Source organism: Sphingobium terrigena, assembly GCF_003591655.1.
Lineage (GTDB): Bacteria > Pseudomonadota > Alphaproteobacteria > Sphingomonadales > Sphingomonadaceae > Sphingobium > Sphingobium terrigena.
Genome location: NZ_QVRA01000006.1, coordinates 159,025 through 184,593, shown reverse-complemented (window position 1 = coordinate 184,593; position 25,569 = coordinate 159,025). Strand labels below are relative to the sequence as shown.

At 63.9% G+C, this 25,569-nt stretch carries 28 protein-coding genes and 1 pseudogene; 18 read left to right on the top strand and 11 right to left on the bottom strand.

The annotated features are described in order from the left end of the window. The first annotated feature begins 51 nt into the window (after positions 1-51). From pyrH to rpmE, 10 genes are all read left to right on the top strand, one after another. A complete protein-coding gene (pyrH, locus tag D0Z70_RS09125) occupies positions 52-777 on the top strand; it encodes a UMP kinase (protein WP_119745561.1) in 726 nt (241 codons plus the stop codon). Positions 778-780: 3 nt separating this feature from the next. Next, the gene (frr, locus tag D0Z70_RS09120; protein WP_119745559.1) at positions 781-1,338 is read left to right on the top strand and encodes a ribosome recycling factor; all 558 of its coding nucleotides are present in this window, start codon (positions 781-783) and stop codon (positions 1,336-1,338) included. 44 nt (positions 1,339-1,382) lie between these two features. Beyond that, on the top strand, positions 1,383-2,114 hold the full coding sequence (locus tag D0Z70_RS09115) for an isoprenyl transferase (RefSeq protein ID WP_119745557.1): 732 nt from the start codon (positions 1,383-1,385) through the stop codon (positions 2,112-2,114). A gap of 5 nt (positions 2,115-2,119) precedes the next feature. Continuing rightward, a complete protein-coding gene (locus tag D0Z70_RS09110; protein ID WP_119745555.1) occupies positions 2,120-2,896 on the top strand; it encodes a phosphatidate cytidylyltransferase in 777 nt (258 codons plus the stop codon). Next, positions 2,893-4,053: a 1-deoxy-D-xylulose-5-phosphate reductoisomerase gene (locus D0Z70_RS09105; protein ID WP_119745553.1), complete on the top strand. Its 1,161-nt coding sequence runs from the start codon at positions 2,893-2,895 to the stop codon at positions 4,051-4,053. Before D0Z70_RS09110 ends, D0Z70_RS09105 begins: the two co-directional genes overlap by 4 nt. Next, on the top strand, positions 4,050-5,183 hold the full coding sequence (rseP, locus tag D0Z70_RS09100; RefSeq protein WP_119745551.1) for an RIP metalloprotease RseP: 1,134 nt from the start codon (positions 4,050-4,052) through the stop codon (positions 5,181-5,183). Before D0Z70_RS09105 ends, rseP begins: the two co-directional genes overlap by 4 nt. 87 nt (positions 5,184-5,270) lie before the next feature. Next, complete coding sequence (bamA, locus tag D0Z70_RS09095) at positions 5,271-7,979, top strand: outer membrane protein assembly factor BamA (protein ID WP_182913902.1); 2,709 nt, start codon at positions 5,271-5,273, stop codon at positions 7,977-7,979. Then, on the top strand, positions 7,979-8,632 hold the full coding sequence (locus D0Z70_RS09090; protein ID WP_119745547.1) for an OmpH family outer membrane protein: 654 nt from the start codon (positions 7,979-7,981) through the stop codon (positions 8,630-8,632). The genes bamA and D0Z70_RS09090 overlap by 1 nt, the downstream gene beginning before the upstream one ends. A 6-nt stretch (positions 8,633-8,638) precedes the next feature. Further along, a complete protein-coding gene (gene fabZ, locus D0Z70_RS09085) occupies positions 8,639-9,118 on the top strand; it encodes a 3-hydroxyacyl-ACP dehydratase FabZ (RefSeq protein WP_119745545.1) in 480 nt (159 codons plus the stop codon). 189 nt (positions 9,119-9,307) lie between these two features. Beyond that, positions 9,308-9,532: a 50S ribosomal protein L31 gene (rpmE, locus tag D0Z70_RS09080; protein WP_119745543.1), complete on the top strand. Its 225-nt coding sequence runs from the start codon at positions 9,308-9,310 to the stop codon at positions 9,530-9,532. A 229-nt stretch (positions 9,533-9,761) separates the two neighbouring features. On the opposite strand, the gene aroB is transcribed toward rpmE, so the two are convergent. After that, the gene (aroB, locus tag D0Z70_RS09075; RefSeq protein WP_119745541.1) at positions 9,762-10,868 is read right to left on the bottom strand and encodes a 3-dehydroquinate synthase; all 1,107 of its coding nucleotides are present in this window, start codon (positions 10,866-10,868) and stop codon (positions 9,762-9,764) included. Then, positions 10,859-11,407 (bottom strand): shikimate kinase, encoded by a 549-nt coding sequence (locus tag D0Z70_RS09070; protein ID WP_119745539.1) that lies wholly within the window; start codon positions 11,405-11,407, stop codon positions 10,859-10,861. Before D0Z70_RS09070 ends, aroB begins: the two co-directional genes overlap by 10 nt. A gap of 94 nt (positions 11,408-11,501) precedes the next feature. Between D0Z70_RS09070 and D0Z70_RS09065 the strand changes: the two genes are divergently transcribed. The 5 genes from D0Z70_RS09065 to D0Z70_RS09045 all read left to right on the top strand — a co-directional run bounded on the left by D0Z70_RS09065 (position 11,502) and on the right by D0Z70_RS09045 (position 16,942). Then, a complete protein-coding gene (locus D0Z70_RS09065; RefSeq protein ID WP_119745537.1) occupies positions 11,502-11,690 on the top strand; it encodes a hypothetical protein in 189 nt (62 codons plus the stop codon). A gap of 5 nt (positions 11,691-11,695) precedes the next feature. Then, on the top strand, positions 11,696-13,507 hold the full coding sequence (locus D0Z70_RS09060) for a hypothetical protein (RefSeq protein WP_119745534.1): 1,812 nt from the start codon (positions 11,696-11,698) through the stop codon (positions 13,505-13,507). Continuing rightward, positions 13,507-14,436 (top strand): tyrosine recombinase, encoded by a 930-nt coding sequence (locus tag D0Z70_RS09055; RefSeq protein WP_119745532.1) that lies wholly within the window; start codon positions 13,507-13,509, stop codon positions 14,434-14,436. Before D0Z70_RS09060 ends, D0Z70_RS09055 begins: the two co-directional genes overlap by 1 nt. Positions 14,437-14,447: 11 nt before the next feature. Then, positions 14,448-15,392: an acetyl-CoA carboxylase carboxyltransferase subunit alpha gene (locus D0Z70_RS09050; protein ID WP_119745530.1), complete on the top strand. Its 945-nt coding sequence runs from the start codon at positions 14,448-14,450 to the stop codon at positions 15,390-15,392. A 71-nt stretch (positions 15,393-15,463) separates the two neighbouring features. Then, complete coding sequence (locus D0Z70_RS09045) at positions 15,464-16,942, top strand: M48 family metalloprotease (protein WP_420820374.1); 1,479 nt, start codon at positions 15,464-15,466, stop codon at positions 16,940-16,942. A 63-nt stretch (positions 16,943-17,005) separates the two neighbouring features. Here the strand turns inward: D0Z70_RS09045 and D0Z70_RS09040 are convergent, their stop codons facing one another. Further along, complete coding sequence (locus D0Z70_RS09040) at positions 17,006-17,167, bottom strand: Flp family type IVb pilin (protein WP_006954731.1); 162 nt, start codon at positions 17,165-17,167, stop codon at positions 17,006-17,008. Positions 17,168-17,305: 138 nt separating this feature from the next. Further along, positions 17,306-17,491, bottom strand: coding sequence for a Flp family type IVb pilin (locus tag D0Z70_RS09035; RefSeq protein WP_119745526.1), 186 nt, complete (start codon positions 17,489-17,491; stop codon positions 17,306-17,308). Positions 17,492-17,572: 81 nt separating this feature from the next. On the opposite strand from D0Z70_RS09035, the gene D0Z70_RS09030 reads away from it, so the two are divergent. Further along, entirely contained in the window at positions 17,573-17,980 is a 408-nt protein-coding gene (locus D0Z70_RS09030) for a (deoxy)nucleoside triphosphate pyrophosphohydrolase (protein WP_119745524.1), read from the top strand. 222 nt (positions 17,981-18,202) lie between these two features. On the opposite strand, the gene bfr is transcribed toward D0Z70_RS09030, so the two are convergent. The 3 genes from bfr to D0Z70_RS09015 form a co-directional block, all read right to left on the bottom strand. After that, positions 18,203-18,682, bottom strand: a complete 480-nt coding sequence (gene bfr, locus D0Z70_RS09025) for a bacterioferritin (protein ID WP_119745522.1) — start codon at positions 18,680-18,682, stop codon at positions 18,203-18,205. Between the two features lie 149 nt (positions 18,683-18,831). Continuing rightward, positions 18,832-19,002: a (2Fe-2S)-binding protein gene (locus tag D0Z70_RS09020; RefSeq protein WP_037476694.1), complete on the bottom strand. Its 171-nt coding sequence runs from the start codon at positions 19,000-19,002 to the stop codon at positions 18,832-18,834. A 58-nt stretch (positions 19,003-19,060) separates the two neighbouring features. Next, a complete protein-coding gene (locus D0Z70_RS09015; RefSeq protein WP_182913901.1) occupies positions 19,061-20,302 on the bottom strand; it encodes a DUF418 domain-containing protein in 1,242 nt (413 codons plus the stop codon). A gap of 58 nt (positions 20,303-20,360) precedes the next feature. Here D0Z70_RS09015 and D0Z70_RS09010 point away from each other — a divergent pair, with 58 nt between their 5' ends. Then, positions 20,361-21,143 carry a methyltransferase domain-containing protein gene (locus tag D0Z70_RS09010; RefSeq protein WP_119745717.1) on the top strand — a complete coding sequence of 261 codons (783 nt, stop codon included), beginning with the start codon at positions 20,361-20,363 and terminating at the stop codon, positions 21,141-21,143. Here the strand turns inward: D0Z70_RS09010 and D0Z70_RS09005 are convergent. The 4 genes and pseudogenes from D0Z70_RS09005 to D0Z70_RS08990 form a co-directional block, all read right to left on the bottom strand. Then, entirely contained in the window at positions 21,132-21,536 is a 405-nt protein-coding gene (locus tag D0Z70_RS09005) for a hypothetical protein (protein ID WP_119745518.1), read from the bottom strand. The genes D0Z70_RS09010 and D0Z70_RS09005 overlap by 12 nt on opposite strands. Positions 21,537-21,721: 185 nt before the next feature. Further along, positions 21,722-22,035: pseudogene (locus D0Z70_RS09000) on the bottom strand (GIY-YIG nuclease family protein). Between the two features lie 237 nt (positions 22,036-22,272). Then, positions 22,273-24,540 (bottom strand): phosphoribosylformylglycinamidine synthase subunit PurL, encoded by a 2,268-nt coding sequence (gene purL / locus D0Z70_RS08995; RefSeq protein ID WP_119745516.1) that lies wholly within the window; start codon positions 24,538-24,540, stop codon positions 22,273-22,275. A gap of 219 nt (positions 24,541-24,759) precedes the next feature. After that, on the bottom strand, positions 24,760-25,140 hold the full coding sequence (locus D0Z70_RS08990; RefSeq protein ID WP_119745514.1) for a hypothetical protein: 381 nt from the start codon (positions 25,138-25,140) through the stop codon (positions 24,760-24,762). A 168-nt stretch (positions 25,141-25,308) separates the two neighbouring features. Here D0Z70_RS08990 and D0Z70_RS08985 point away from each other — a divergent pair, with 168 nt between their 5' ends. Beyond that, entirely contained in the window at positions 25,309-25,569 is a 261-nt protein-coding gene (locus D0Z70_RS08985; protein WP_119745512.1) for an exodeoxyribonuclease VII small subunit, read from the top strand.

Here is a 25,569-nt window from a genome sequence, read left to right as displayed (position 1 = left end):
ATTTCCTTGCCCAGAACGCATGGGCCTAGACCAGATGGAATTTTGCCCCGCATGACCCGGCCTTCGTTCAAGCGTATCCTGCTGAAATTGTCGGGCGAGGTGCTGATGGGTTCCGGCCAGTTCGGCATCGACCCGGAAACCGTCGATCGCGTCGCGGGCGAGATTGCGGCGGCCAAGGATGCCGGGTTCGAGCTGTGCGTCGTGGTTGGCGGCGGCAATATCTTCCGTGGTCTTGCCGGGGCGGCGCAGGGCTTTGACCGCACCAGCGCTGACTATATGGGGATGCTGGCGACGGTCATGAACGCGCTGGCGGTGCAGAATGCGCTGGAGAAAATGGGCTGCGACACGCGCGTCCAGTCGGCGATCCCGATGGCGTCGGTGTGCGAACCCTATATAAGGCGCAAGGCGGTGCGGCATATGGAGAAGGGCCGGATCGTCATATTCGCGGCGGGCACCGGCAATCCCTTCTTCACGACCGATACGACCGCTGCGCTGCGCGCGGCCGAGATGAATTGCGACGCGATCTTCAAGGGCACCAGCGTGGACGGCGTCTATGATGCCGATCCCAAGAAGGTGGCCAGTGCGACCCGTTATGACGAGATTAGCTTCGACCGGGTGCTGACAGATAACCTAAAGGTCATGGACGCCAGCGCGATTGCGCTGTGCCGTGACAATCATATTCCCATCGTCGTGTTCAACATCCGCGAAACCGGTAATCTGGCGACTGTGCTGGCCGGGCAGGGCGTGGCGACGATCGTCCAAAATCAGGAGAGCTGACACATGGCCCAATATGACAAATCGGACCTGGAACGCCGCATGGCGGGCGCGGTCGAATCGCTCAAGGGCGACCTTTCGGGTCTGCGCACCGGGCGCGCCAATGTGATGCTGCTCGATCCGGTGACGGTGACCGTCTATGGCGCGTCGATGCCGCTCAATCAGGTGGCGACCGTCTCCGCTCCTGAGCCGCGCATGTTGTCGGTGCAGGTGTGGGACAAGACCAATGTGGGTCCGGTGGACAAGGCGATCCGGTCGGCGGGTCTGGGCCTGAACCCCATCGTCGACGGGCAGACGCTGCGCCTGCCGATCCCCGACCTGACCGAGGACCGTCGCAAGGAACTGGCCAAGCTCGCCAGCAAATATGCCGAAGCCGCGCGCATTGCCGTGCGCAACGTGCGGCGCGATGGCATGGACAGCCTGAAGGCCGACGAGAAGAAGGGCGAAATCAGCGAGGATGAGCGCAAGCGCAAGGAAACCGAGGTCCAGAAGCTGACCGATGGCGTCATTGCGGAGCTGGATGCGACCTTTGCGGCCAAGGAAAAGGAAATTCTCGGCCAGTAAGCCGGGACTGTTCCGCCCATGATCCGCGCGACACCCAAATCCTGATGGCCACGCAAGCCCTGCCTCAGCCTGCGCCCGCCCATGGTGCGCGCCACGTTGCCATCATCATGGACGGCAATGGCCGCTGGGCGAAGAAGCGCTTGCTGCCGCGGATCGCCGGGCATCGTGCCGGGGTGGAGGCGGTGCGCCGCGTGGCGCGCGCGGCGCGGGAGATGGGGCTGGAGTGCTTGACGCTTTACGCTTTCTCGTCCGAGAACTGGAAACGCCCGGCGAGCGAAGTTGCGGACCTGATGGGGTTGCTGCGCCACTTCATCCAGGCGGATCTGGACGAATTCCATGCCAATGGCGTGCGGTTGCGGATCATCGGCAATTACAAGGCGCTGGAGCCTTCGCTGGTCGCGTTGATCGAGGATGCGGTGGCTCGGACGGCGGGCAATAGCGGGCCGATCATCGCGATCGCGCTCAACTACGGCGCGCAGGATGAGATGGTCCGTGCGGCGCAGGCGCTGGCGCAGCGGGTCGTGGCGGGCGAGATGACCGCTGACGCGATTGGCGTGGGGGATATTGATGCAGCGCTCGACACCGCTGACCTGCCGCCGCTCGACCTGTTGATCCGCACGTCGGGTGAGCAGCGCTTGAGCAATTTCATGCTGTGGCAGGCGGCCTATGCCGAACTCTATTTCACCGACATGTTGTGGCCTGATTTCGACGCCCATGCGCTGGGCCAGGCGTTGGATGCTTTCCGTTTGAGGGACCGCCGTTTCGGCGGGCTGTGAGCGGCATGGCAGGTGAATTGCGCACCCGCGCTATTGTGGGCGTCGTGCTGATTGCGGTGGCGCTGGGCGCACTGCTGTCGGGCGGGCTGCTCTTCTGGGTGCTGCTGTCGGTGGCAGGCGTGCTGATGCAGGCCGAATGGGCTGATTTGAGCGGCGTATCGGCGGATCACAAGAAATTGTCGATGTATGCAGTGTCGGTGCCGCTGGCGATATTATGCCCGCTGGCGGCGGGCCTGTCCTGGTTTGCGATCGGGCTGCTGGTTGCGGCAATCCTGTTCGTGATTGTGGCAACGCGATCGGTCCGGCTGGCGCTGGGCGTCCTCTATGTCTGCCTGCCGGTGATGGCGCTGCTGTTCCTGCGCGGGCAGGCGCCGAATATCTTTGGGCTGACGCTGGCGCTGTGGGCGCTGGCTTTGGTGTGGGCGACCGACATCGGCGCCTATTTTGCGGGCCGCTCGATCGGCGGGCCGAAGCTGGCACCACGGATCAGCCCGTCCAAGACCTGGTCGGGGCTGGGCGGGGGCGTGCTGGCGGCGTTGCTGGTCGGCTTTGCGCTGCACCGTTTTGCCGGGCTGCCGATCGAGCTGGCGGCGGCCAGTGGCCTGCTGGCGGTGGCGGCGCAGGGGGGCGACTTGCTGGAAAGTGCGATGAAGCGGCGGGCGGGCGTCAAGGATAGCGGATCGCTGCTGCCCGGCCATGGCGGGGTGATGGACCGGCTGGACGGGGTGGCGACCGCCGCGCCGTTGGCGGCCCTGCTCTATCTGATGCTGGTGCTGCGATGACGCGGAAGGTTTCCATCTTTGGCGCGACCGGGTCGGTCGGGCAGTCGACGCTGGACCTGATCCGGCGGGATCGTGACGCCTATGACGTGGTGGCGCTGACGGCGAACAGTGAGCTGGACAGTCTGGCGGCACTGGCGCGGGAGACCGGGGCCAAGGTGGCGGTGATCGGTCAGGAACGGCTCTATGGCGCGCTGAAGGAGGCGCTGGCTGGAACGGGGATCGAGGCGGCGGCGGGCGAGCAGGCGTTGGTCGATGTCGCGGGGGCTGGCGCGGACTGGACCATGGCGGCGATTGTCGGCTGTGCCGGTCTGCGGCCGACGATGGCGGCGCTGAAGGCTGGTGGCACCGTGGCGCTGGCCAACAAGGAGTCGCTGGTGTCGGCTGGCGGGCTGATGATGGCGGCGGCGGGGGTTGCCGGCACGACATTATTGCCGGTGGACAGCGAGCATAATGCCATTTTCCAATGCCTTGCTGGCAGTCGTTTGGAAGATGTCGCAAGAATTACCCTGACCGCCAGCGGCGGGCCGTTTCGCACGCGCAGCCGCGCGGAGATGGCCAACATCACGCCCGCGCAGGCGGTGGCGCATCCCAACTGGTCGATGGGGGCCAAGATCAGCGTCGATAGCGCGACGATGATGAACAAGGGGCTGGAACTGATCGAGGCGGCGCATCTGTTCCCGGTCGGCCTCGACCGGATCGAGATACTCGTTCACCCGCAATCGGTGATCCATTCGATGGTCGAATATCGCGACCGGTCGACGCTGGCACAGTTGGGGTCGCCCGACATGCGCATCCCGATCGCCCATGCGCTGGCCTGGCCGCAGCGGATCGCCACGCCCTGCCTGCCGCTCGATCTGGCGCGGATTGGCCGACTGGATTTCGAGGCACCCGATGAGGATCGCTTCCCCGCTTTGCGCCTGACGCGCGAGGCGGCGGCGGCGGGCGGGGCGGTGCCGGCGATCCTGAATGCGGCCAATGAAGTGGCGGTCGCGGCGTTTCTGAGCGGGGCGATCGGCTTCCTTGATATCGCCATGATTGTGGAGGAAGTGTTGACCCGCTATAGCGCGCCAATGCCCTCCACGATTGACGATGTGCTGGCGGCCGACGCCGGGGCGCGTGCCATGGCGGGCGATGTGATGGAAAGATTGACGGTTTGATCCACAATCCCGGTTTTCTGCTGACTGTTCTGGCATTTGTGGCGGTCATCGGGCCGCTCGTTTTCGTGCATGAGCTGGGCCATTATCTGGTCGGCCGCTGGTGCGGGGTGAAGGCGGAGGCGTTTTCGATCGGCTTTGGCCCGGAATTGTTCGCCTGGGTGGACAAGCGCGGCACACGCTGGCGCGTCGCGACGCTCCCCTTGGGCGGCTATGTCCGCTTCAAAGGTGACATGAATGCAGCGAGCATGACCGATCCGGCCTGGCTGGAACTGCCCGCCGCCGAACGGGCGCAGAGCTTTCCGTCCAAGCCGCTATGGCAGCGCGCGGCAATCGTCGCGGCGGGACCGGCGATCAATTTTCTGTTCGCGATTCTGATATTGGCGGGTTTTGCGATTGCATATGGCGAGAGCCGTACGCCGCCGGTGGCCGGTAAGGTCGAGGCGGGTAGCGCGGCTGCTGCTGCGGGTATCCTGCCCAAGGATCGGATCATTTCCCTTGATGGGCGCGAGATCGCGACGTTTGACCAGATCAAGGATTTTACCAGCATCCGGCCTAACCGTCAGATTAGCGCTGTTATAGAACGCAACGGCGCACGGTTTGAGCGCCAGATCACGCTTGGTGTCATGCCTCTGAAAGATCGGTTCGGTAACACCCATCATCTTGGTGTGCTGGGGTTATATAATGCCAATCCGATCGTGGTTTCAGTCGATTTTTGGAGAGCGCCTGCCGTTGCCGTAAGGCAGATTGGCAGAATTATCCGGGACATGGTCGAGACGCTCAAGCAGATCGTCTTGGGAATGCGCTCGGTCAAAGAATTGGGTGGACCGCTCAAGATTGCGCAGATCTCCGGCCAGATGGCGTCTCTGGGGATTGAAGGCTTCATCTTCTTTGCCGCGCTTATCTCGATTAACTTGGGGTTCATCAACTTGTTGCCAATCCCGATGCTGGATGGCGGGCATCTGCTCTTTTACGGGATAGAGGCGGTTCAGCGTAAGCCGGTCAGCGAACGGGTGCAGGAATGGGCCTATAAATCGGGCCTGGCGGTGCTGCTGACCATGATGGTGCTGGTGACTTTCAACGATTTGTCGTCTTTCGGACTGTGGAAAAGCCTGTCCGGCTTGATCGGCTGACGCGCATGGGGCAGGGAGACGCGGTTTGGCGTCGTCTGTGTCGGCGGAAACAATTTTATACTGTTTGAGGTGATGCGGGTGACAGCGATGATGAGCAGCAAGAGGCAGCGCCCGGTCGTCACGGCCCTGTTGGCGACGACGATGATCGCCGGGCTGTCGACGGCTCCGGCAATGGCGCAGCAGGCGGCAACGCCAGCCCGTGCGCCCGCGCCGACGCTGGCCCCGCCCGTCGCGCCCGCGCCGGTCGGCACGATCAGCGCGATCACGGTGACCGGCACCCAGCGGCTGGAGCCGGACACGATCCTGTCCTACACCAAGCTGCGCGTTGGCCAGCCCTTCACCCAGGAAACGCTCGATCAGGGTTTGCGCGACCTGTATGAGACCGAGCTGTTCGCCGACGTCCAGATCCGCAACGACAATGGCGCGCTGACGGTCGAGGTGAAGGAAAATCCGGTCATCAACCGCATCGTGCTGGAAGGCAATAAGCGGCTGAAAGAGGACAAGATCCGGCCGGAAATCAAGCTGGCCCCGCGCCAGATCTACACCCGGTCGAAGGTCCGTGCCGACGTGGCGCGGATCATCGAACTGTATCGCCGTCAGGGCCGTTTCGCCGCCAGCGTCGAGCCGAAGATGGTGCAGCTCGACCAGAATCGCGTCGATATCGTGTTCGAAATTACCGAAGGGCCAAAGTCCAAGGTCCGCCAGATCAACATCATCGGCAACGAGAAGTTCAAGGACGGCGCGCTGCGCAGCCAGATGGTGACCAAGCAGTCGCGCTGGTTCCGCCTGTTTTCGTCCGGCACCAGTTACGATCCCGATCGTCTGGCCTATGATCAGCAGAAGCTGCGCCAATATTATCTGACCGAAGGCTATGCCGATTTCCGCGTGATTTCCGCCGTGGCGGAACTGACGCCTGACAAGCAGGACTTCATCATCACCTATGTGGTGGAAGAAGGCGACCGCTATAAATTTGGCGATGTGAAGGTCGAATCGGACATTCGCGACCTGTCAGGCGATGGCCTGACCAAGCGTCTGCCGATGAAGAAGGGCGACTGGTATAACGCCAAGCAGGTCGAGGATACGGTCGACACGCTGAGCGAGACGGCGGGCCTTTTCGGTTACGCCTTTGCCGATGTGTCGCCCGATTTCCAGCGCGACAAGGATACGCTGACGATGGGGATCAATTTCCGCATCGCCAATGCGCCGCGCGTCTATGTCGAGCGGGTCGATATCAACGGCAATACGCTGACGCAGGACAAGGTGGTGCGCCGGGAGTTCCGTCTGGCCGAAGGGGATGCGTTCAACAGCTTCCTGGTCAAGCGGTCGAAGGACCGGATCAATTCGCTCGGCTTTTTCCAGGAAAAGCTGGACGTGGAGCAGAAGCCGGGTTCTGCGCCTGATCGTATCATCCTGGAAACCAATGTGCAGGAAAAATCGACCGGCGAATTGTCGCTGTCGGCCGGTTTCTCGTCACTGGAACGCTTCATCGTGTCGGCGTCGATCACCCAGCGCAACTTCCGCGGCAAGGGCCAGGAACTGCGCACCTCGGTCAATTATTCGGCCTATAGCAAGTCGGTGGAAGTCGGGTTCACCGAACCCTATTTCATGGACAAGAATATCGCGCTGGGCGGCGACATTTATCGCCGCGACATGAACAGCTTCCGGTTTCTAGGTAACGGGACCAACAGTCGCGATACGACCTACGAACAGACGACCACGGGCTTCCAGATTCGCGCCGGTGTTCCGATCACCGAGTTCATGTCGCTGGCGCTGCGTTACAGCCTCAATTTCGACGATGTGACGCTCGATCGGGCGACCTATTATTCCGATCCCGATGGCGCAGGCCCGCTGGCGGAGCGCTGCGATCCGTTGCTCGCCGGGCGCTATCTGTGCGACGCGATCGGCAAGCGTACGACCTCGTCCTTGGGCTACTCGCTTATTTATGACACGCGTGACAACCGCATCCGTCCGACGCGGGGCCATAATGCGGTGCTCAGCCAGGATTTCGCGGGTCTGGGCGGCAGCGTCAAATATGTCCGCACGCGTCTCAATGCCGCCAAATTCTGGCCGTTGGGCGCGGGCTTCATCTTCTCTCTGTCAGGTGAAGGCGGCTACATACATTCGCTGGAAAGCGAACGGCTCGACCCTGACGGCAACCCGACTGAGCGTGTCCGGCTGGTTGATCGATTCTTCCTTGGCGAACCACAGTTTCGGGGCTTCAACATCCGCGGTGTCGGTCCACGGGTGAAGCGCTACTTCCTCCAGGCGACGACTGATGCGAACAACAACATCACCGGTTATGACCGGGCTGCAGGTCGCAACAACATCACCGACGACGCGCTGGGCGGCCGCATCTATTATCAAGCGCGGGCCGAAGTGGAGATACCGCTGGGATCGGGTGCGCGTGAAATGGGGCTGCGGCCGTCGATCTTTGTCGATGCAGGCGCGGTCGCTGGAATCAAGGATCCGGTGCTGATCAATGGCAATGGCAGCTTCGCTGGCTATTGTGACCCGACTCCCGATCCTGTCAGCGGCGCAGTGCCGCCCGGCGCGACCCGCCAGCGCGCCACCGGCACGGCGCGGGCACCGGTATGCGGAAGCGGTTACAACTTTGCGGGCAGCAATTTCGAGGAAGAATATCTCGGCGATACGCTGAAGCCCCGCCTGTCGGTTGGCTTCGGCGTCAACTGGAACTCGCCCTTCGGCCCGTTCCGCATCGACATCGCCAAGGCGCTGCTGAAAGAACCAGGGGACGACACCAAGCTCATCACCTTCAACGTAGGGACTCAATTCTGATGAAGACCATTTTCAAGGCTGCGGCGCTCGTTCTCGCGCCGATGACTGCCATTGCATTGACCGCCGTTCCCGCCGCTGCCCAGTCGAAGGCGGGCATCGCCGTCGCCGACCTGCAACGCGCGGTCGGCACGAGTGCGGCCTATACCGTCGCCCGCACCCAGATGCAGACGACCTACAAGCCGCAGATCGATGCGTTCAACGCGCGCAAGACGGCGATCGACGCCGACCTCAAGACCAAGGGCGATGCGATCCAGAAGGCGCTGACCGCCGCTGGCAACAAGCCCACCCCGGCGATCGAAACCCAGTATCAGGCGTTCCAGCAGTCGCAGCAGAGCGCGCAGGCCGAACTCCAGCGCATGGGCCAGCCGATCGCGCTCGCCAACGCCTATGTCGAGGAGCAGATCACCGCCAAGCTGTCGGACGCGCTGAAGGCGGCGATGGCCAAGGCCAAGGTTGACCTGGTGCTGGCCCCCGACGCGACCGTGTCCTACCAGCCGACCGTGGACATTACGGCTGCCGTCGTGACCGAAATTAACGCGCTCGTCCCCAGCGTTTCGATCACGCCGCCCGCCGGCTGGCAGCCGGGCCGTCAGGGTCAGGCCGCAGGCCAGCCCGCACCGGCGAACCCGGCGCAGGCGCCCAAGTCGCGCTGATCCAGCATGACGGGGGCAGTCGAAAATGAAGGCGCGCGTGGCCCGATGGATATCCGTCGGGTCATGGCCGCGCTGCCGCATCGTTACCCGATGCTGCTGATCGACCGTGTGGTGTCGCTGGTGCCGAACCAGTCGATCCACGCGATCAAGGCGGTGTCGGTGAACGAACCTTTTTTCCAGGGGCATTTCCCGACCCGGCCGATCATGCCGGGCGTGCTGATCGTCGAAGCGATGGCGCAGGCGGCGGGCGTGCTGGCGGTGGAATCGATGAATTTGGCCGATTCGGGCAAGCTCGTCTATTTTATGAGCATCGACGGCGCGAAGTTCCGATCGCCGGTGGAGCCGGGCTGCCTGCTCGACCTGCATGTCGAAGTGACCCAGAATCGCGGCGCGATCTGCAAATTTGCGGGCAAGGCGATGCTGGGCGACAAGCTGGCGGCCGAGGCGCAGTTCGTCGCGATGATCAGCGATCCGCCCAAGGATTGAACTATTCCCGTCACCCCCGCGAAAGCTGGGGTCTCGCTTCCTCTGTCGCATCCGAAGAAAAGGGAGATCCCGGCTTTCGCCGGGATGACGGACTATTGCCATGGCGCGTCAAACCCGCTAACGGCGCGCCTTCGCACTTTTCCCGCATCCACAGCCGGTCGGAACCGGCGCACTACGGAGCATGACGCCATGAAGGCCGAGATTCACCCCGACTACCACATGATCACCGTCCAGATGACGGATGGCACGACGTTCCAGACCCGTTCGACCTGGGGCAAGGAAGGCGACAAGATGGCGCTCGACATCGACCCCAAGTCGCATCCCGCATGGATCGGTGGCCAGCGTCAGCTGGATCAGGGCGGCCAGGTTGCGCGCTTCAACAAGCGCTTTGGCGGCCTGACGCTGAAGAAGTAATCGGCCTTAAAGGTTTGAAGAAAAGGGCGCCCGATGTGGCGCCCTTTTTGTTTGTTGTCGGGACTGTTGCGGTCACCCACTTCCGTCATCCCAGCGAACGCTGGGATCTCACTTTTTGTGGCGAAGGCGTTGAAAGAAAAGAGAGATGCCAGCCTACGCTGGCATGACGGTGTAAGAAATGCGTAGTTCCGGACATTATCCCTTCATACCGCCGAGCGATGCAGGCGATTCAGGCCGCCCGATCCGCGTCCAGAAACGCAGCCACATCGTCCAGCACGACGTCTTTCGACAGGAAAGTCTGGCCGATGCCGCGCGCCAGCAGGAAGGGGAGGGTGCCGGCCGCCATCTTCTTGTCGTGGAGCATATGGCCGACCAGCGCTGCGCCATCGGCGGTGACATGGGCGGTGGCGAGGTTGTGGGGCAGGCCGACGGCTTTGAGGTGCGCGGTGACGCGGTCTGCATCCGATTGCGGGCAAAGGCCGAGGCGCGCGGAGTAGCGGAAGGCGAGGGCCATGCCTGCCGCGACGCCTTCGCCATGGAGCAGCGTGTCGCAAAAGCCTGTGTCGGCCTCCAGCGCATGGCCGAATGTGTGGCCAAGGTTGAGCAGGGCGCGGCGGCCCGATGTTTCGCGCTCGTCATCGGCGACGATGGCGGCCTTCGCACGGACGCTGCGTTCGATGGCGATGGTGCGGGCGTCGGGGTCGCCCGCCAGCAGCGCCTGCGCATTGGCTTCGCACCAGTCGAAGAAATCGGGATCGTCGATCAGGCCATATTTGACGACTTCGGCATAGCCGGCGCGGGTTTCGCGCGCGGGCAGGCTGTCGAGGGTCGATGGGTCGATAAGGACGAGGGCGGGCTGGTAGAAGCTGCCGATGAGATTCTTGCCCGCCGCGGTGTTGATCGCGGTCTTGCCGCCGACCGACGAATCGACCTGGGCCAGCAGGGTGGTCGGCACCTGAATGAAGTGGCAGCCGCGCTTGAGGATGGAGGCGGCAAAGCCAACGAGATCGCCGATCACGCCGCCGCCAAGGGCCACGACATGGTCGCCGCGCTCAATCTCCAGCACCAGCAGCGCGTCGAGCAGCTGTTCCAGATGCCGCCAGCTTTTGGTCTGTTCGCCCGGCGGCAGGATGATCGGTTCGAGCGTCACATTGGCGGCGCGCAGGCTGGCGTCGAGGCGGGGAAGCTGGGCTGCGGCGACATGGGCGTCGGTGACGACGACCAGCCGTCCCTTGCGCGCATAGGGGGCCAGGATGTCGCCAGCGCGGTCGAGCGCGCCCTGCTCAACGATGATATCATAGCTGCGCGCGCCGAGCGCGACCGGGACTATTGCCATGCCGTCAGATGCTCCATGATGCGGTCGACCGTGATGTCATGCGGGGCCGCGATGCTCTTCACATGAATGGGGGCGAGCGCGTAAACCGGATTGCGGATCGCGGCCAGTTCGGTCAGCACCGTGCGGGGATCGCGATCCTTGAGCAGAGGGCGGCCTTCGCGGCGGGAGACGCGATCGACCAGCACGTCAATGTCCGCGTCCAGCCAGATGGCGGTCGCCTGATCCAGGATCAGCGCGCGGGTATCATCCTGCATGAAGGCACCGCCGCCGGTTGCGATCACCTTGGGCGCGCCGTCCATCAGCCGGGCGATGACGCGGCGTTCGCCGTCGCGGAAATGGGGTTCGCCATAGCGGGCGAAAATTTCGGTGATGGAAAGCCCGGCGGCTTTCTCGATTTCCTCATCGGCATCGACGAAAGTCACGCCCAGCCGCGCGGCGAGCCGCCGTCCGACGGTGGATTTGCCCACGCCCATCATGCCCACCAGGACGATGGGACCGCGCTTGGCGTTGGTTGCCGGGAATTTGCTGTTTCGCTGCATGGCGACCGGGGCTATACAGCGACCCGTCACAGAGGCAAATCGCATCTTTCCCTGTCGTTTCGCGCGATGGCGGGACCAGCCGTAGCAAGGACTCATGAAGAACAACCGCAATTTCAGCAGTTTTGAGGGCGCTGGCCGCCGTCGTAGCACGCGCCTGCCGATCCTGCCCATCGTCCTGGTGGTTCTGGTCGTCGCGCTGCTGGCCTTCCTGTGGTCGCGCGGCGGCGAGCAGCCGCAGCAGCGTGTCGAGAAAGCCATCCCCGCCGAGAAGCTGGGCCAGTAAAGCCCATGCGCAGGTCCGGGGGTAAGGCGAAATGGGCGCTGGGCAGCTTTGCGCTGGCACTGGCGCTGCCGGTCGTGGCGCAACAGGCGCCCGAATCGCTGTTGCCGCCCGGTTTTGGCGATGCGCCAGAAGCGCCTGCGCCAACGCCCGCGCGCCCCGCGCCGGGATCGACGCCGGGTGTCGTGCCTGCCCCGTCGCTCAATCCGGCGACCCCGCCCGATCTGTCGCTGTTGCCACCGACGGCGGCCAATGCGGCCGAAGACGAATTGACGCCCGAAGAGCTGGCGGCGCAGAAGGCGAAATATGATCTGCCCGAAACGGCGCGCCGGTCGCTGGATCGCATCGGGCCGCTGACGCCCGCGACACGCGGGATGGAGCCGAACGCTTTTGGCGGGCAGTCGGGCAAGTTTCTGGCCACGCTGATGCAGCAGACCCATGCGCCGATCATGTCGCGCTGGGCCGCGATCCTGTTGCGGCGGACGTTGCTGTCGGCGGTGGATACGCCGCGCGACATTGACGGAGCGGACTGGGCGGCCGAGCGCGCATGGTTGTTGCTGCGCATGGGTGAGGCGGATAGCGCGCGGATGATGGTGCAGAGCGTCGATCCCGACCGCTATTCCCCGCGCCTCTATGCCATTGCGATGCAGACCTATCTGGCGAGCGCCGACCCCGCCGGGCTGTGTCCGCTGTCGGCGGGTGCGCTGCGTTTCAGCAAGGAACCGGGCTGGGACATGACGCGGGCGATCTGTCCGGCACTGTCGGGCGATCAGGGGTCAGCCAGCGGCGCGCTCAACCAGGCGCAGCGGCGCGGTGTGGTGCGCGGCATCGATTATCGGCTGGCGGAAAAGGTGGTCGGCACCGGGTTCAATGCGCGCCGGTCGGTGAAGATTGAGTGGGACGGAGTGGACCGGCTGACCGCCTGGCGCTTTGGTCTGGCAACGGCGCTGAATGTCGAAATTCCCGATACGCTCTATGGCACGGTCGGGTCGCATGTGCGGGCGTGGGAAGCGCGCGCGCCCGCGCTGGCAGCGGTGCGGCGGCGGCCTGCGGTGGAGATTGCGGCGCGGCTGGGGGTGTTTTCCAACGCGGCGCTGGTCGGTTTCTACAGCCAGCTGGCGGCCGATGGCGATGCCCCGGTGGAGGTCGCCGACCGGATCGACGCGCTGCGCACCGCTTATGCCGGGGCGACCGTGGGTGAGCGGATCGGCGCGATGCAGACATGGTGGCAGGATGGCGCGCGGCCCGACTATGTCGGGCTGATCGCGACGGCGCGGGCGGCGGCGGCCCTGCCCGTGGCGCAGGCCGATGCGCGCGATGCGGCCAATCTGGTCGCGGCGATGATGACCGCTGGTTATGATCGCAACGCGGCGCGCTGGGCGCGGGCGCTGGGGCAGCTGAACGGCGATGGCGCGGCGCAATTTTGGGGCCTGCTGGCGGTCGGCGCGCCAAGCCGCGTGGTGGACATCAACGAAGGCCGGGTATCGACCTATGTCGGCGAGGCCGGGCCGGAGAAGGGCCGGATGCTGATCGCGGCGCTGGCCGGTCTGGCGCGGCTGTCGGCTGATGATGCGGCCAGCCTGGCGCAGGATAATGGGGTGAACCTTGCCGCCAACAGCCGTTGGGCGCGCGCGATCGGCGCGGCGGCGCAGCGGGGCGAAAAGGGTACGGTCGCCCTGCTGGCGGCGGTGGGGATGCAGGGGGGCGACTGGAACCGCCTGCCGCCGGGGCATCTCTATCATGTCGTCGCCGCGCTGCATCGTGTCGGGCTGGACCCCGAAGCGCGGATGATCGCGGCGGAGGCGATCACGCGGCTCTGATGGGTGATGATGATGCCCTGATCGACCGCTTTCTGGAAATGATGGCGGCGGAGCGGGGCGCGTCGCGCAATACGTTGCTGGCCTATCGCGCCGACCTGAACGGTGCCGCCACGCTGATCGGCGGGCTGGCCGGGGCTAGCAAGGAGGCGCTGGGCAGGCTAGCGGGCGAATGGGCGGCACTGGCGGCATCGTCCGTGGCGCGCAAGGCGTCGGCGCTCCGGGCCTTTTATGGCTTTCTGGAGGAAGAAGGGCTGCGGGCGGACAATCCCGCCAGTGCGCTGCCGCGCCCGGTGATGCGGCGGCCACTGCCCAAGATATTGTCGGGTGCCGAGGTGGATATGCTGTTCGCGCTGATCGCCGAGCGGCTGGCGGTGGCGCATCCCGCGCCCGGCGACCTGCGGCTCTCGGCACTGATCGAGTTGTTGTACGGCTCCGGGCTGCGCGCGACCGAGCTGGTGTCGCTGCCGCGCCGGGCATTGGCGGCGGACCGGCCCTTCCTGATCCTGAAGGGCAAGGGCGGGCGCGAGCGGCTGGTGCCGATTTCCGACCGGGCGCGCGCTGCGGTCGCCACCTGGCTGGCGCATGTGCCGTCGGATAGCGCTTGGCTGTTTCCGTCGGGGAAAAGTTACCTCAGCCGCATTCGGCTTTACCAGATCGTCAAGGCGCTGGCAGGGGCGGCTGGCATCGCGCCCGAAAGGGTTAGCCCGCATGTGCTGCGCCACGCTTTCGCTACCCATTTGCTGGAGGGCGGCGCGGATCTGCGCGCGCTCCAGTCGATGCTGGGCCATGCGGACATTGGCACGACGCAAATCTATACCCATGTCGATAGTCGGCGATTGGTCGAACTGGTCAATAGCCGCCATCCATTGGGGCAGATGGTGCCGAAAATGCCGCAGCCGCGCGTTGACGACGACGCGTCATCGCCCTAACGCCATGCGCCATGGTCAGCTTTCTGGAATTTGAAAAGCCCGTTGCCGAACTGGAAGCGCGCATTGTCGAACTGCGCGCCACTGCCAGCGTTGGTGACATCAATATTGACGGCGAGATTGCGACGCTGGAAGCGCGCGCGGCGAAAATGCTGGGTGACACTTACGCCAAGCTGACGCCCTGGCAAAAGACGCAGGTGGCGCGCCACCCCGAACGTCCGCACTTCAAGGATTATGTCGCGGGCATGTTCGATAACTTCCTGCCGCTGGCGGGCGACCGTGCCTTCGCCGACGATCAGGCGATATTGGGCGGCTTTGCGACGCTGGGCGAGCGGCGGGTGATGGTGATTGGCCATGAAAAGGGCGACGACACCGCCAGCCGGGTGCGGCATAATTTCGGCATGGCCAAGCCCGAAGGCTATCGCAAGGCGATCCGCCTGATGGAATTGGCCGACCGGTTCGGCCTGCCGGTGGTGACGCTGGTGGATACGTCGGGCGCTTTTCCGGGCGTGCAGGCCGAGGAACGGGGCCAGGCCGAAGCGATTGCGCGGTCGACCGAGGCGTGCCTGAAGCTGGGCGTGCCGATGGTCGCGGCGGTGGTTGGCGAAGGCGGGTCGGGCGGCGCGATCGCGCTGGCGGCAGCGAACCGCGTGCTGATGTTCGAACATGCAGTCTATTCGGTGATTTCGCCCGAAGGCTGTGCGTCGATCCTGTGGCGCACCGCCGACAAGGCCAGCGACGCGGCGACGGCGATGCAGGTGACGGCCCAGCATCTGAAGAATCTGGGCGTGATCGACACGATCGTGCCGGAGCCGGTGGGCGGGGCGCACCGCGATCCCGTCGAGGCGATTGCCAGCCTGGGCGCGGCGATCGAGGCGGAACTGGCGGCGATGGACGGCATGGATGCGCAGGCGCTGCGCACCGACCGGGCGGACAAATTTCTCGCCATCGGTGCCTGAGAGGCGCTTGACGGGGAACGCTTCGGCCCCTCTTCTCGTTACGATGGGGTAACAGAGGTGGAGATTAGGGGATGAACTGGAAATTGTCGCTGGCGTGCGCCGGTGTGGGTATGGCGGCGCTGGTGGCTGCGCCTGCCGTCATCGGCCAGCAGCGTGCGATACGGACCGTGTCGTCGATCAGCCAGCAGGACAAGGCGAGCGGGGCCAAGCAGCATCCTGAACTGCTCAAGGAATTTGGCGGTCCCTATGCCGGGCCGCAAGCGCGCTATGTCGAGAGTGTCGGACGTCGCATCGCGGTGCAGTCCGGCCTGTCCAACGCGCAGAGCGATTTTACCGTCAGCCTGCTCAATTCGCCGGTCAACAACGCTTTCGCGATTCCGGGCGGCTATATCTATGTCACACGCCAGTTGATGGCGCTGATGAATGATGAGGCGGAACTGGCCGGGGTGCTGGGGCATGAAGTGGGGCATGTCGCGGCGCGCCATGGCCAGCGGCGGCAACAGGCGGCGCAGCGCAATGCGATTGGCGGCGCGCTGCTGGGCGTGTTGACGGGCGCATTGCTGGGCGATTCGGGCTTTGCCGGGCTGATCCAGAAAGGGATTGGCACGGGCAGCCAGTTGCTGACGCTGCGATTTTCCCGCACGCAGGAATATGAGGCGGACGATCTGGGCATCCGTTATCTGGCATCGGGCGGTTATGATCCGCGTGCGTTGTCGGGGATGCTGGCGTCGCTGGCGGCGCAGAGCAATCTCGATGCGCGAGTCGCGGGCAGCGCGCGGACGATGCCCGAATGGGCCAGCACCCATCCTGACCCCGCGTCCCGGGTCGCGCGCGCCGCCAAGGGCGCAGCGGGCAGCGGATCGAAGAGCGTGGTGCGCAACCGCGACGCCTTCCTCAATGCGCTCGACGGGCTGCTCTATGGCGATGATCCCCGGCAGGGCGTGATCGAGGGTAATCGCTTTCGTCATCCCGACCTGCGCCTCACCTTCACCGCGCCGACCGGCTTTGGCATGGAAAATGGCGCGGACGCGGTGTCGGTGACTGGATCGGGCGGGCAGGCGCAATTTGGCGCAGCCCCCTATTCCGGCAATCTGCCGGCCTATATCGACAGCGTCTTTGCCAAGCTGGGCGGGGCGAATGGTGGCGTGCCGGAGGGCGAGGTGCGGCGGACGACCATCAACGGGCTGCCTGCTGCGTGGCGCACGGTGCGCGCGAACAGCCAGTCGGGCGCGGTGGATGCGACTGTGTTTGCTTATGATTTTGGTGGCGGCAAAGCCTTTCATTTCCTGCTGTTGACCGCGGCGGGCCAGGGCATCGGCCCGTTCAATGCGATGGTGCAGTCGGTCCAGCGCCTCTCGCCCCAGGAAGCCGCCGCGATCAAGCCGCGCCGGGTGGATGTGGTGACGGTGAAGGCGGGGGATACGGTCCAGTCGCTCAGCCGCCGCATGGCCTATAGCGACTATCAGCTGGAGCGCTTCCTGACGATCAACGCGCTGGCCGCCAATGCCTCTCTGCGGCCGGGGCAGCGGGTGAAGATCGTGACCTGGTAACGCCAAACGAAAAGGGGCGGCGAAGTTGCCTTCGCCGCCCCCTGGTTCGACAGTGTGTCGGGCTTACTTGAGGTTGCCCGAAACATTGTTGAAGGTGCTGCCGAGCTTCGTGCCCAGGCTGGTCATCGCGCCGATGGCGGCGACAGCGATCAGAGCCGCGATCAGGCCATATTCAATGGCGGTCGCGCCCTTGTCGTTCTTCAGCATCTTACGAATGAACTGCATGTGATGTCTCCTTGTCTTGAAACTGCGTTTAACTACCCGGCCGCCCCGCTTGGATAAATGTGGTCAGCAAGGATTGGATTAGAGGAGGTCGGTTGAAAAACGGTTAATGTGGATCAGGTCGCTGTCAGATATTGATGGTTAACGCGACGTTACTTCATTGGACACGTTGTTCCACATGCCCGTGGTCTTGTCGGCCACGCTGGTGAGCGCCGTGATCATGGCCAGAACGACCATCGCGATAATGAGACCATATTCGACAGCCGTTGCGCCGCGTTCGCATCGCGTAAGGCCCAGGCGGGCGATGATTTCGATGATCCCGCGCATACGGTCCCCAGTTCACTACAGACAGTCCCGGATAGACCTGTAAAAGACGCACGGTTAACAAAGCCCTTTCATCGGACCTTTATGGACAGTTTTTCGCCTTTGCTGGTGGTGGCCGCCGCCCTGATCGACGCGGATGGCCGCGTTCTGGTGCAGCAACGGCCGCCGGGCGGATCGATGGCGGGATTGTGGGAGTTTCCCGGCGGCAAGCTGGAGCCGGGCGAGACGCCCGAAGCGGCGCTGATCCGCGAGTTGGAAGAGGAACTGGGCATTCGCACCCATGCGAGTTGCCTGGCCCCTGCAACCTTTGCCAGCGAACCGCTGGGCGACAAGCATCTGCTGCTGCTGCTCTATGTCTGCCGGAAATGGGAAGGGGTGGCGCAGGCGCGCCATGCCACGGCGCTGCAATGGGTGCGCCCGGCGCAGATGTATGCGCTGGACATGCCGCCCGCCGACCTGCCGCTGATCGGGATATTGGAAGCTTTGCTGTAGGCGGCGCATGCTGTGATTATGCCGCGTCGGCAACTGCATACGACATTTCATCATCCGCCACCGTCATGCTGAATTTATTTCAGCATCCATTTCCCGTCGCAAACAACTGCTTGATCTGGCGAAATGGACCCTGAAACAAGTTCAGGGTGACGATGAAGGAAGGGATGGTTTTTATATACGATAGCCCCGCCCATAAAGCGGAGGAGTCGCAATAATTTCGTGTCAGCCCTCGGCCGGCTTGCTCTGGAGCTGGATATAATTCTGGATGCCCATGCGCTCGATCATCTCGAACTGGGTTTCCAGCGTGTCGATATGCTCTTCCTCGCTTTCGAGGATGTACTGGAACAGGTCGCGGGTCACATAGTCGCGAATCGATTCGCAATAGGCGATGCCGTCCTTGAGCGGGGGCAGGGCTTCATATTCGAGCGCGAGGTCGGCTTTCAGGATTTCCTCGACCGTCTCGCCGATCTTGAGGCGACCCAGCAGTTGGAAATTGGGCAGGCCGTCGAGGAAGAGGATGCGCTCCGCCAGCTTGTCGGCGTGCTTCATCTCGTCGATCGATTCCTCATATTCGAACTTGGCCAGCTTTTCGACGCCCCAGTGATTGAGGATGCGATAGTGGAGGAAATATTGGTTGATCGCGGTCAGCTCATTTTTGAGCACCTCGTTCAGATAGTCGATGACCTTCGGGTCGCCTTTCATGGCGGATACTCCGGCTGGGGGAAAATACCGCCGGACTATAGGCTTTTGGGTCGCTGCTGTTAAGCTGAAAAGCCTTGATATTCCGCCATTTTATCGCACGCTATTGCGTCGGCTTCGCGAGTCTTTCATGCGGATGATTTGCAATCGTGTCAGGCAGAGGCGCGCTCTGCGGCGATGATCGTGCGGGCGAAGGGGACGCACTGGCCGCATTTGGGGCGACGGCCAAAGCGCGCATAGGCGCTGCACGGCGTATCCGCGCCGTCGCGCACGGCTTCCTTCAAGTCCTTCTCACGAATGGCATTGCAGATACAGACGACCATCGAGACACTCTCCTGTTGGGAGAGAGATAGCGCAGATGATAATAGGTCGCAATAGTAATCAGCTGCTCTTGCGAATCTTTTGCGGTTGGCCGCGGATCAGACTGCGCCAGAGCCATTCCGCCGGGCCAAGCGCGAATCGCGACAGCCACAGCGGCGACCAGAGCAGCATCAACCCCCACGCCCCCAGGACGAAGGGTAGCAACAGGGCGGGGCGGACATGGCCGAACAGGCCCAGCCCCCAGCCGTAGAAGAGCGCGGTCATCAACAGGCTGGACCCCAGATAATTGCTGAGCGCCATCCGTCCGGTGGCGGACAGGCGCGCGACCAGCGCATGATCGCGATGGCGCGCAAGCAGCCACAGGATGAGCGCCGCCCAGCCCACGGAAAGCGGGATGCGGAAGGGGAAGGACCAGAGCAGGACGGTGCCGAAAGCGGGCAGCGGGGCAAAGCCGCTGGCGATGATCCAGATGGCCAGGCCGATCATCGGCGGCAGGCCGATGAGGAAGCAATGGCGCGCGGTGCGCCAATATTGATCGGCGGGCCAGCGCCCGGTGAGGAAGCCGCCCTTGAGCATCGCCATACCGAGCAGCATGAAGCCCAGCACGTCGAGGCCGGTGAATAGGAAGCCCCACAGCCATTCGCCGGGGAAGGCAGCGAGCTTGTGCGCCAGGATTGCGCCATAGCCGCTACGATAGGTGGCGAGATCCGCCTGGACGCCGGGGCTGGCGGGGTCGGCCATCGTCGCCATGAAGGTCGCAAAGCCATCGCGCGTGGCGGCACTGGCGTCGGGGAGCGCGGCGGCATGGCCCCAGGCGTAGAGGGTGGCGATGAAGGCGGCGCAGAGCAGGAAGTGGAGAAGGAAGATCAGAAAGGCGCTCTTGACCAGCGCCATCGGCTCCTGTCGCACGAAGCGGAGCGCGACGAGGCTGACCAGCGCATAGATCGCCAATATGTCGCCCCACCAGAGCAGCAGATAATGGGCCATGCCGATGACGAATAGCCAGCCCGCGCGGATCATCTGGCTGCGGCGACCGTCGCGCCCGGCCATTTCTTCCCGGTCGATCAGCAGCAGCATCGACGCGCCGAACAGCATGGCGAACAGGCCGCGCATCTTGCCGTCGAACAGGATCAGGCTGCTGAGCCAGAAGGCGATATCCCCGGTGCCGAGCGATCCCGATGCGGCCGGGTTGAAATAGGCCGATTGCGGCAGGGCGAAGGCGGTGATGTTCATCCACAGGATGCCCATCACCGCGCAGCCGCGCAGCACGTCCATGGCGGGAATGCGGGGGGAGGCGATCATGGACTTACCCATGAAGGGGACTGGTCAGCGGCGCAAGCCTCTGCCAAGGCGCGTAGCCATGACGGATGGCTCCAGGCAAGGGCGCAAGCAGCGGATCAGCGACGCCTTCGGCGCGGCGGCGGCGCATTATGATGACTTTGCCGGGCCACAGCGGCAGGCGGCGGCGCTGGTGGCGGAGCTGGCGCAGCGGCAGAAGCCCGACGGGGTCGAGCGCATATTGGAGATTGGCTGCGGCACCGGATTCCTGACGCGCGACGTGCAGGGGCGCTGGCCGGGTGCGGAGATGGTGGTGACCGACCTGTCGCCGGGGATGCTGGAACAGGCGGCATCGCACGGCCATGTCGCGGGCCGATTTCTGACGATGGACGGGGAAGCGCCGATCTTTGACGGGCCATGGTTCGATCTGATCGTGTCCAGCCTGGCGTTTCAATGGTTCGATGATCTGGGCAGCGGGATATCGCGGCTGGCGGGGCTGTTGCGACCGGGCGGGAGCCTGATCTTCTCAACCATGGGGCAGGGGAGTTTTGCGCGCTGGCGCACAGCGCACGCGCGATGCGGGCTGGTGGCGGGGGTGCCGGACTATCCGACGCTGGACGAGTTGCGCGCGATGCTGGCGGGGTTTGACGACGCCTTCGCCTTTGACGAGGATTATGCGCTGGAGTGCGGCGGGGCGCGCGGGCTGATCGCGCATTTGCGGGGGATTGGCGCGGTCGTGCCGGGCGCAGGGCGCGCACCGCTGTCGCCGGGCGATTTGCGGCGGGTGATGGCGGCGTTTGAGGCCGAGGGCGGCGGGGACGGCTATCAGATACTGTTTGGGCGGGTGACGCGGTCAGCGGGCTGATTTGCGGATCATGAGTTTGAGGCCGGACCAGATGGCGTCAATGGCGCAGACCTTGACGTCGACCAGATCGGTCGCTGTCAGGATGACGGCGCGGATCACGTCCTCGGTGATGTCGGTCGGAACTTTGGACGCCTTTTTGGGCCAGCTGATCCACAGGAAGCCGGAGGGCGCGAGCAGTGGACGGAGCGCGGCGATTTTCGCAGTCATGTCAGCGCGATCGGTGACGAAGATATGGGCGGCGTCGATCGGCGCTTGCGGACCGGGCAGGCTGATGACGCCGGAGTCGGCGAGTTCGGCCTCAACGGATGCGGGCATGGCGTCCCACCAGGCGCGCTGGCCGGGTTTGAGGCTGAGTTTCTTGGGCAGAGGGGTGGTGGAGTAGCCGGTGGTCATGAGGCTTGGTCCCTTTAGGGATTTGTCTCCGCCTGTATAACCAGCTTCGTCATTCCCGCGAAGGCGGGAATCCAGCTTTCGTTGCGCGACTGGATTGGCGCTTGGTGCGACCAAGCCGCGCCAACGATACCAATGTGCGGGCCGATAGTTGGGTCCCCGCGTCCGCGGGGATGACGGGGACAGGTTTAATCAGGCAGGCGCTCGAACCCTAGACCGATCGCCAGGTCGTCCCAGTGGGGTTGAGGTCCTGGATCAGCGCAATTTTCCAGGAGCGGTTCCATTTCTTCAGGCGCTTCTCGCGCAGGATGGCTTCATCCATCGTGCCATGTTGCTCGAACCACATGAGGCGGTTGACGTTGTAATCGTGGGTGAAGCCGGGGACGGCACCGGTGCGATGCTGATGGAGGCGGGTGATGAGGTCTGATGTGACGCCGATATAGAGAGTGCCGTTGCGCTGGCTCGCCAGGATATAGACGCAAGGCTGGAGGGGGCGGGGCATATGCTTGGTTTAACCCATGTCCAATTGGTGTAACACCCCTCGTCATCCCCGCGGAGGCGGGGACCTATGGTGGGCCATGCGCCTTTGGTTTTGGTGACCGGATATTCTCCCGAAGCGCGGCGCTTGGGGGCCCATGAAGCAGCGCCTGCATCAACGAACACTGCGATCGCATAGAAGGCGCTTGGGGAAAGTTGGGTCCCCGCATCCGCGGGGATGACGGGGATTGTGGGCTTGGGGTTAGAGTTCGCTGTCCATCAGCTTGGGGAAGAAGCCTTCATGCGCGGCGCGCAGGTCGGTGAGGGGGATGAAATCACCTCCAGCCTCATTCCAGATGCCTTCGCAATTTTCTACGGATGATAGGAAGCCGGTAGATCCGATAATCGTTGCTTTAGTTCCCGCTTCGCCCGCCATCTCGCGCAGGTTAATTGGCCGAGATGTCGTCACGACATACAAGCCTTGGTCTTCGCCGAAGAGCTGGGCAGCAAGAGAGAAATTGCTTGGGTCCGCATCATCAGGGGACAATTCAACACCGATTCCGCTGGCCAACGCCATCTCGGCAAGAGCGACGAGCAAGCCGCCATCTGAGACGTCATGGACGGCATTCACGATGCCTTGCTTCACTAAGGAACGAATAAAATCGGCCGTCTTTCGCTCCGCCGTAAGATCAACGGGTGGCGGAGGGCCATCTTCGCGACCATGAATTTCGCGCAACCACAGTGATTGCCCAAGGTGCGAACCGAGCGTGGTGCTCCCCACCAGCCAGATCGTATGCCCTTTGCCCTTGAACGCGACCGTCGCCATCACATCGACATCCGCCAGCAAGCCAATCCCGCCGATCGCGGGGGTCGGCAGGATCGCACTGCCGCCGCCGGTGGCCTTGCTCTCATTGTAAAGCGAGACGTTGCCGCTCACGATCGGGAAGTCCAACGCGCGGCAGGCGTCGCCCATGCCGTCGAGGCAGCCGGTCAGCTGGGCCATGATTTCGGGGCGCTGGGGGTTGGCGAAGTTGAGGCAGTTGGTGACGGCCAGCGGGGTTGCGCCGACGGCGGACAGGTTGCGATAGCATTCGGCGATCGCCTGCTTGCCGCCTTCATAGGGGTCTGCATAGCAATAGCGCGGGGTGCAATCGGTGCTGATCGCGATGCCCTTGTTACTGCCGTGGACACGGACCACCGCGGCGTCGCCGCCGGGGCGCTGGACGGTGTCGGCACCGACCATATGATCATATTGTTCCCAGATCCAGCGGCGGCTGGCGATGTCGGGGCTGCCCATCAGCTTGAGCAGGTCCGCGCCGATGTCGGTGGATTCGGGGATGTCGCCGAGCGGCTGGACGCCCGACCAGACTTTATAGTCGTCCACCGGCATGGAGGGGCGATCATAGAGCGGGGCGTCGTCGGCCAGCGGGGCGAGCGGAATGTCGCAGACGGTTTCGCCATGGTGGATCAGGACCATGCGGCCCGTGTCGGTGACTTCCCCGATCACTGCGAAATCCAGTTCCCATTTGTGGAAAATGGCTTCGGCAAAGGCTTCGCGGCCGGGTTTCAGGACCATCAACATGCGCTCCTGCGATTCGGAGAGCATCATTTCATAGGCGGTCATGCCGGTTTCGCGCTGCGGCACGGCGTCCATGTTGAGGAGCAGACCGACGCCGCCCTTGGACGCCATTTCGACGCTGGAGGAGGTGAGGCCCGCCGCGCCCATATCCTGAATCGCGACGATCGCATCGGAGGCCATGAGTTCCAGGCACGCCTCGATCAGCAGCTTTTCGGTGAAGGGGTCGCCGACCTGCACGGTGGGGCGCTTGGCATCGGCGTCGTCGCCGAAATCGGCGCTGGCCATGGTCGCGCCATGGATGCCGTCGCGGCCGGTCTTGGAGCCGACATAGACGATGGAGTTGCCAACGCCCGATGCTGCCGAATAGAAAATCTTGTCGGTGTCGGCGATGCCCACGGTCATCGCGTTGACCAGAATATTGCCGTCATAGGCGGGGTGGAAGTTGACTTCGCCGCCCACGGTGGGGACGCCGACGCAATTGCCGTAACCACCGATGCCGCGCACCACGCCGCTGATCAGGTGGCGCATCTTGGGGTGGTCGGGTCGCCCGAAGCGCAGCGCGTTCATATTGGCGATGGGACGCGCGCCCATGGTGAACACGTCGCGCAGGATGCCGCCAACGCCCGTTGCCGCGCCCTGATAGGGTTCGATATAGCTGGGGTGGTTGTGGCTCTCCATCTTGAAGATCGCCGCCTGACCATCGCCAATGTCGACCACGCCGGCATTTTCGCCGGGGCCGCAAATCACCTGCGGGCCGGTGGTCGGCAGCTTCATCAGGTGGATTTTGGAGGATTTATAGGAGCAATGCTCCGACCACATGACCGAGAATATGCCCAGTTCGGTGAGGTTCGGCTCGCGGCCGATGGCCTTCAGGACGCGGTCATATTCTTCCGGGCTGAGGCCATGTTCGGCGACGATTTCCGGGGTGATGTGGGGAGCGGTGCTGGACATGTGCGCGCCTTTAGCGGGGCCAAGCGGGATTCACAATGGTGGGTGTGGGGGGTGCGCGCAGCACCCGCGTCGAACCCCCTCTTCCAAGTGCGCCTAACCTCACTGCGTTCGGCAAGGCTTACTATCCTTCTCCCCAGCGGGGAGAAGGTGAGTGGGACAAGAAAAAGGCCGGACCTTTGAGAAGGTCCGGCCTGGGAAGAGGATGAGGCCGCGCGCGTCTTAGACGTGGCAGGCCTGGGCGCCCTTGCCGGGCACGGTGATGGTGACGTCGTCGCCTGCGCCGCTGACTTCAAAGCCTTCGGCGGTGAAGGGCTTGCCGACTTCGGCGGCCTTCAGCGTCGTGGCGGTGCCGCCCTTTTCGGTGCGCAGCTGGGCCGTCTTGTCGTCGCTCATATAATCGACGAAGATCAGGCTGTTATCCTTGCAGCGGAACTGCTTGTTGGCCTTGACCGACGGCGGCAGCTCGACCGGCGCGGCGTTGGCCAGTTCGGCAGCCATCGGATCGGCAGGGCCGCCCACGACTTCGGGTTCGTCACTCTTGTTGCAGGCGCTCAGCAGGCTGAGCGAGGCAACGGCGATAAGGGGGAGATGAAATTTCATAGCGGTCCTTCTATGTGCACCTGCAACATGCTGCGTCAACGCAAAACTGCCCATAATCCACCATCGCTATCATATGACGTCATGACGGCACGATGACAGTCATGAAAGCCGGCACGAAAGCCGGTGTGATGGCTTGACCGGGGCGGCGGTGGCGGTCAATGCAGGGACATGGCAGACGATAGCAGCATAGCGCCCCCCGATCCAGCAACCCTCTCTTTCGAGGATGCGCTGCGCGCGCTCGAAACGATCGTGCGGCGGCTGGAAAGCGGGGACGTGCCGCTCGACGAGTCGATCTCGCTCTATGCGCAGGGCGAAGAATTGCGCAAGCGCTGCACCGAGCGGCTGGCGGCGGCGGAAGCGCGGATCGCCAAGCTGACGATCGACGCCAATGGCGCTGTGACCGGCGCGCAGCCGTTCGGCGCGGAGTGA

Excerpts from the sequence above, each read along its gene's own strand:
- aroB (WP_119745541.1), bottom strand. The coding sequence starts at position 10,868 with ATGGCAATAGTCCCGGTCGCGCTCGGCGCGCGCAGCTATGATATCATC.
- bamA (WP_182913902.1), top strand. The coding sequence starts at position 5,271 with ATGATGAGCAGCAAGAGGCAGCGCCCGGTCGTCACGGCCCTGTTGGCG.
- D0Z70_RS09015 (WP_182913901.1), bottom strand. The coding sequence starts at position 20,302 with ATGATCGCCTCCCCCCGCATTCCCGCCATGGACGTGCTGCGCGGCTGC.
- D0Z70_RS09115 (WP_119745557.1), top strand. The coding sequence starts at position 1,383 with ATGGCCACGCAAGCCCTGCCTCAGCCTGCGCCCGCCCATGGTGCGCGC.
- D0Z70_RS09070 (WP_119745539.1), bottom strand. The coding sequence starts at position 11,407 with ATGCAGCGAAACAGCAAATTCCCGGCAACCAACGCCAAGCGCGGTCCC.
- purL (WP_119745516.1), bottom strand. The coding sequence starts at position 24,540 with ATGTCCAGCACCGCTCCCCACATCACCCCGGAAATCGTCGCCGAACAT.
- D0Z70_RS09110 (WP_119745555.1), top strand. The coding sequence starts at position 2,120 with ATGGCAGGTGAATTGCGCACCCGCGCTATTGTGGGCGTCGTGCTGATT.
- D0Z70_RS09065 (WP_119745537.1), top strand. The coding sequence starts at position 11,502 with ATGAAGAACAACCGCAATTTCAGCAGTTTTGAGGGCGCTGGCCGCCGT.
- D0Z70_RS09035 (WP_119745526.1), bottom strand. The coding sequence starts at position 17,491 with ATGCGCGGGATCATCGAAATCATCGCCCGCCTGGGCCTTACGCGATGC.
- D0Z70_RS09045 (WP_420820374.1), top strand. The coding sequence starts at position 15,464 with ATGAACTGGAAATTGTCGCTGGCGTGCGCCGGTGTGGGTATGGCGGCG.
- D0Z70_RS09005 (WP_119745518.1), bottom strand. The coding sequence starts at position 21,536 with ATGACCACCGGCTACTCCACCACCCCTCTGCCCAAGAAACTCAGCCTC.
- pyrH (WP_119745561.1), top strand. The coding sequence starts at position 52 with ATGACCCGGCCTTCGTTCAAGCGTATCCTGCTGAAATTGTCGGGCGAG.
- fabZ (WP_119745545.1), top strand. The coding sequence starts at position 8,639 with ATGACGGGGGCAGTCGAAAATGAAGGCGCGCGTGGCCCGATGGATATC.
- D0Z70_RS08990 (WP_119745514.1), bottom strand. The coding sequence starts at position 25,140 with ATGAAATTTCATCTCCCCCTTATCGCCGTTGCCTCGCTCAGCCTGCTG.
- D0Z70_RS09020 (WP_037476694.1), bottom strand. The coding sequence starts at position 19,002 with ATGGTCGTCTGTATCTGCAATGCCATTCGTGAGAAGGACTTGAAGGAA.
- D0Z70_RS09010 (WP_119745717.1), top strand. The coding sequence starts at position 20,361 with ATGACGGATGGCTCCAGGCAAGGGCGCAAGCAGCGGATCAGCGACGCC.
- D0Z70_RS09090 (WP_119745547.1), top strand. The coding sequence starts at position 7,979 with ATGAAGACCATTTTCAAGGCTGCGGCGCTCGTTCTCGCGCCGATGACT.
- D0Z70_RS09040 (WP_006954731.1), bottom strand. The coding sequence starts at position 17,167 with ATGCAGTTCATTCGTAAGATGCTGAAGAACGACAAGGGCGCGACCGCC.
- D0Z70_RS09060 (WP_119745534.1), top strand. The coding sequence starts at position 11,696 with ATGCGCAGGTCCGGGGGTAAGGCGAAATGGGCGCTGGGCAGCTTTGCG.
- frr (WP_119745559.1), top strand. The coding sequence starts at position 781 with ATGGCCCAATATGACAAATCGGACCTGGAACGCCGCATGGCGGGCGCG.
- D0Z70_RS09030 (WP_119745524.1), top strand. The coding sequence starts at position 17,573 with ATGGACAGTTTTTCGCCTTTGCTGGTGGTGGCCGCCGCCCTGATCGAC.
- bfr (WP_119745522.1), bottom strand. The coding sequence starts at position 18,682 with ATGAAAGGCGACCCGAAGGTCATCGACTATCTGAACGAGGTGCTCAAA.
- rpmE (WP_119745543.1), top strand. The coding sequence starts at position 9,308 with ATGAAGGCCGAGATTCACCCCGACTACCACATGATCACCGTCCAGATG.
- D0Z70_RS08985 (WP_119745512.1), top strand. The coding sequence starts at position 25,309 with ATGGCAGACGATAGCAGCATAGCGCCCCCCGATCCAGCAACCCTCTCT.
- D0Z70_RS09105 (WP_119745553.1), top strand. The coding sequence starts at position 2,893 with ATGACGCGGAAGGTTTCCATCTTTGGCGCGACCGGGTCGGTCGGGCAG.
- D0Z70_RS09050 (WP_119745530.1), top strand. The coding sequence starts at position 14,448 with ATGGTCAGCTTTCTGGAATTTGAAAAGCCCGTTGCCGAACTGGAAGCG.
- D0Z70_RS09055 (WP_119745532.1), top strand. The coding sequence starts at position 13,507 with ATGGGTGATGATGATGCCCTGATCGACCGCTTTCTGGAAATGATGGCG.